Origin of the sequence: Psychrobacter nivimaris, assembly GCF_904846365.1 — a bacterium.
GTDB lineage: Bacteria > Pseudomonadota > Gammaproteobacteria > Pseudomonadales > Moraxellaceae > Psychrobacter > Psychrobacter nivimaris_B.
Window position 1 is genome coordinate 1 of sequence record NZ_CAJHAL010000061.1, and the last position, 4,465, is coordinate 4,465.

The window sequence follows — 4,465 nt, forward strand, 5'->3', positions numbered from 1 at the left end:
GCTTTTGGAAGTCTTTGATGTCATCAAAGCTTTTCATGCTACCAGCCATTTGCTCGGCCAGTTTTTTAATGTCAGATTGAGTAGTCATTGCTTATTCTCCTGTTAATGGATTATAAGCAGTTACACAGTTTTTAGGAAACTCCCAAGCCACACTTTTTATGTCATTCTTCCGACTTGTCTAAAGCAATGATTTTTAGGAATGATGATGAAGCTACTTCTTTTTTGAAAGATTTGGGCTTTGCAGATCAAGATATTCTTAAATCTTAACCATTATTATTTATAAGAAAATTATGCTCAGTTTATAGGTATTCTTTATTTATTAAACATAATGGCCGACATAGTAATAACTACCATGTCGGCCATTATGTTAATTACCTATAACTAAAGATGCCTTCAGCTCAAAATCCCCTCAAACATATCATTTAAATAAGCGGTTTGATTACCTACCATAAACAACACATTTCGCTCTTTAAGCTCATCTTCGCTCAATGAGTTATTTATCAACTCTTTCATTGGCGTCGTGGTCAAAATAAAGCTATTTAGTATCAGCTTATCTTCTAAGCGGCTCTCAAGGGTTTTTATTTCTTTATATAGATTAATTTTGGCATCATCAGTATTCATGTTGCGGATACCCTTAGGATCAATCAAGGTCAGGTACTGCTCACCCGTCTCTTTGTGTACTAACCACAATAAAAAGTCTGGATAAAAATTACCTGCTAGTGCAAAACCTAATCCTTTGTAACGGTTATCGGGATTACGAAGTAAATAGATATGGTAATCTTTAAGCGCATCAATCTGTTTATCAGAATTGATATAGTGCTGTAGATCATCGACGAATTTGACTTCGCTACTCTCACCCTTACTGTCATAATCAAATACTGAAGGCGACCAAGTAAATGGCAAGCTATCATCATTTTTGCTGAACAATGGATAATACAGATGCTTGTCAAATACGACTGTACGTAAGCTACCGTCCTGCCAGTTGACTGTCTTCTCTAGCTGTCCATCATTGACTATATCTTGTAACTTGGTAAGGCGTTTAAAGTACTCTTCTGCCTCACCATTAAACCCTTCTTTTGATGTAAAGACATATTTGTCGCACATGTGAATAGGCAGATCATCGTCACCGACATTAAACTCTGTCACTTCATAGTACTGACCTTCGTATGCGTTTTTCATGGTTTTGTAAAATCTGTCCATGTACGCTTGTAGCAGCTCTAATAAAATGCTTTGTTGAAAGCGTATACCCTCTACATCTTTCGTCAGCTTTTCGCTATCTACCAATAGCCTATACCAGTCATCATGGGTATTCTTAATTGGCTTACAGCAGAACGCTCTAAGCTCGTCGATACCAAGACGTATGTTGGTATAGCCACGTTGCATCTTATACTGCTGTAATTGTAAATATAAACTGTCAAAATCAAAGAAGGGCATGATATCAGGCGATATCTCATGCTCTTGACGCTTGTCTTTTAAGTCATTATTACGCTTGCGCTTATCGGTATGATAGGCTTGGAGTCGTGGATATAAGTCTAAAATAACAAACGGTTTTTTAATCTTGCCTTGATACTTATCAGGAATTTCAAATAGCGACAGCTTAACCTGTGCCTTGAATCCATTTGGCTGATTGTCTTTATAACCATCTTTAAGCGTCAAAGTTTTGAGTCTATGCGGCGCTGCTATACGATTGGTGTTGAAATCTAAAGTAACTAAATCTTGGTTAAGGACGATACCTTCATCGTTTAGATAGTCACGGAACTTTTCCATATAGTCAGCATGTAAGCCAAATATATTAATCGTTTGTAGTAAATCTAGATACAGGTCTTTATATTCAGCTTTACTATAAATATTGTGCGGCGTTCGCTTGAGTGAGAACCCCTCACCTTTTAAACGTACACCTCGACCGAACAATTGAATGATTTGGGAGCCTTCACCGGAACCCATATTTAATAGCCCCATAGTCGAGACTCGCCAACTACTCCAACCTTCGGTAAATTTACGTGAGCCAATGAGCAGATTGGTTTTGCTATTATCATCGTTGATGGTATCAAATAGCGTCGGAGTGAATTCGTCTGTACGCGTATTAAGATAATGGTTATCGCTTAGCTTTTCACAATGATCAAACAAGCCTTTTTCATCGCCTACGTTTATCACGCCAAACGGTGTATTTTCACCAATTTGTAGACGCAGCTCCCCTGTGTTCTGAGTGATTCGTATAACGTTTAAGCGCTGATTACTCCCTGCATTAAAGAACTGGCTGAGTATATCTTGATAAATAGCTTCAGCGTCTCTACCATGTAATGGAGCAAAACGATTAACAAAAATATTGTTACCTTTGTTATCGACTAAGCGTGACTTATTGGTAATAAAATCATGAATCCAGTTGATGGTTTCTGCTTTATGATGACTGTCTAAAAAGTCAGCTAAAAATTTGATGATGGTCAAAATATCTGAATCATCATCATTTACTTTATTACCGACAAATACCCAAAGGGGATTTTCAACTTTGAATTGCTTAAGACGTCCGACGTTATTTTGATAAAGGTGCTGCTGCTGGTAAAAAGCCAATAAGCAGGCGGTGAGATACAGCTGCTGATTATCCTGTGTCTCACCTTTTTTCATATTGAGAATATTGACTTCTTTACCATAGCCATCATCATAAAAATACTTGTACGAGTAGTCAAACAAGATATTTTTTGCATAGACTTCACGCAAGGCTCCGCGCCTTGCTTTTTGCTTTTCTAGCTCATCTAAATTTAGAGCCTTTAGCTGAGCATCGTCTAGTTTTGTTAATGCCTTAGTACCAAAGTGCATTTTTGCTTTGGTTTTTATTTCTTCTTCTTCTTGCTTTATGACGTTGTTGGATTTATTAATCGCTTGACCAAAGGTTGCTGAATATTCAAAGCTAAAGCCATCTTTTGTCAGCGTATCACGATAGCTCATCCATACACCAGCACTACTCGTACCACGATGACCTTCATCGATTAGTACAAGGTTCTGACCTTCTAGTGACTCTACCGCTATCGTCTTATCACCATCTCTTTCAGCTAGCTTATGGATATCAATAATTTGCACGTATTTTAAAAACTGGTCACGGGATTTGTTTTTTTGGAATGTCATGGCTTCGATACCAGACAGCTTGAACTCTTCAAGATGCTGATTACTGAGCCCATCATTAGGAGTCAGTAGAATTATCTGCTCGATTTTATCATTATGGCTGGCGTGCTCAGTGTAGTACTGATACTGCAAAATATTAATATGCATCAGTAATGTCTTGCCGCTACCTGTGGCACTCCAATACGCAACCTTATTTAAGTCATTGGCTACATACGGTTGTAATATCTCGCTATCGCTTTTTTCCTCATTATAGGCAACTACGGTAGCATTCAACTCCTCTAGCATCTGCTCAGAATGATTGAAGTACTGATCTAAATAATACTCCGTAAATAATAATGACAGATACTGAAAGTATTTTAAATTCAGCTCACTATTAGCTTGCTCATTGCGAGCTTCACTAATCTGTAGCCAGTGACGCACGATATTTCTATCATAGCGCCTTAGGGTGTCGATATCTAAAGTCTGTTTATCGACTAAGTCTCTGGTCAGCTCAGTGAAAAACTTGGTTTGACCTGCATCCTCACCTTCGTGTTCAATGCCTTCATGGACAGGCAAATCCAATAGCGTATGCATACCTTTGATATTGTCAGGATTAAACTTTGACCATAGCCACTGCGTGAGTACCAGCTGCTCATGGAAGTTTATTTTTTTGCTTTTCTTTTTACTGGGATTAGCCATAACTTACTCTGCAAACATGCGCTCAAGGAATACCTGCTCTATTGAGCGGACTTTTAGTTGTCTCTCATTACCATCGGTACTGGTCAGCTTGGTGTTGATGTTATGATCGCCATTGACATATATCTGCTGATACTCGCTATCTAAAGCATTGATGCGTAGCTTCTGTAGCGTCTTGTCCAGCTCATCATAGCCAATCTGTTCACAGTCACGCCAAAATACAGTCACTAGCTCACCTGTACGCAAGTGCCCATCTACCTGTACAAATCCTCGATCTAGCTGATAGTCTATATTTCTAACCTTTAGACCTATGAGATAGTTAAAGGTATCGATAAGATCGACGTTTTGTACCGTATAAGCACCAGCACTGTCGGCAGTTATCTTTAGCTGATAATCAAAAGGAGTGGCAAAATCAGCCACGTTAAGTAGCGAGTCTTTGCTCTCAATATTGAGCATGTAGTGCATGAGATAGTCGTCTTTCTGACCAGGGGTTAAATCACCAAATAAATCATTCTGAGCGGAATTACGGCTAAGCTCAAGATTGTTGGGAGTTTCCTAAAAACTGTGTAACTGCTTATAATCCATTAACAGGAGAATAAGCAATGACGACTCAATCTGACATTAAAAAACTGGCCGAGCAAATGGCTGGTAGCATGAACAGCTTTGATGACAT

2 protein-coding genes and 2 pseudogenes are annotated in these 4,465 nt (G+C 38.6%); 1 reads left to right on the top strand and 3 read right to left on the bottom strand.

Annotated features, from left to right (window positions below; all coding sequences use genetic code 11):
- From JMX63_RS14800 to JMX63_RS14200, 3 genes and pseudogenes are all read right to left on the bottom strand, one after another.
- Positions 1-88: pseudogene (locus JMX63_RS14800) on the bottom strand (transposase); the annotation flags it as partial.
- 305 nt (positions 89-393) lie between these two features.
- A complete protein-coding gene (locus JMX63_RS14195; protein ID WP_201510362.1) occupies positions 394-3,795 on the bottom strand; it encodes a DEAD/DEAH box helicase family protein in 3,402 nt (1,133 codons plus the stop codon).
- A gap of 3 nt (positions 3,796-3,798) precedes the next feature.
- Positions 3,799-4,257, bottom strand: coding sequence for a hypothetical protein (locus tag JMX63_RS14200; protein WP_201573138.1), 459 nt, complete (start codon positions 4,255-4,257; stop codon positions 3,799-3,801).
- Between the two features lie 137 nt (positions 4,258-4,394).
- Between JMX63_RS14200 and JMX63_RS14805 the strand changes: the two are divergent.
- A pseudogene (locus JMX63_RS14805) lies at positions 4,395-4,465 on the top strand (transposase); the annotation flags it as partial.

Coding starts and splice junctions, on each gene's coding strand:
- JMX63_RS14195 (WP_201510362.1), bottom strand. CDS start 3,795: ATGGCTAATCCCAGTAAAAAGAAAAGCAAAAAAATAAACTTCCATGAG.
- JMX63_RS14200 (WP_201573138.1), bottom strand. CDS start 4,257: ATGCACTACATGCTCAATATTGAGAGCAAAGACTCGCTACTTAACGTG.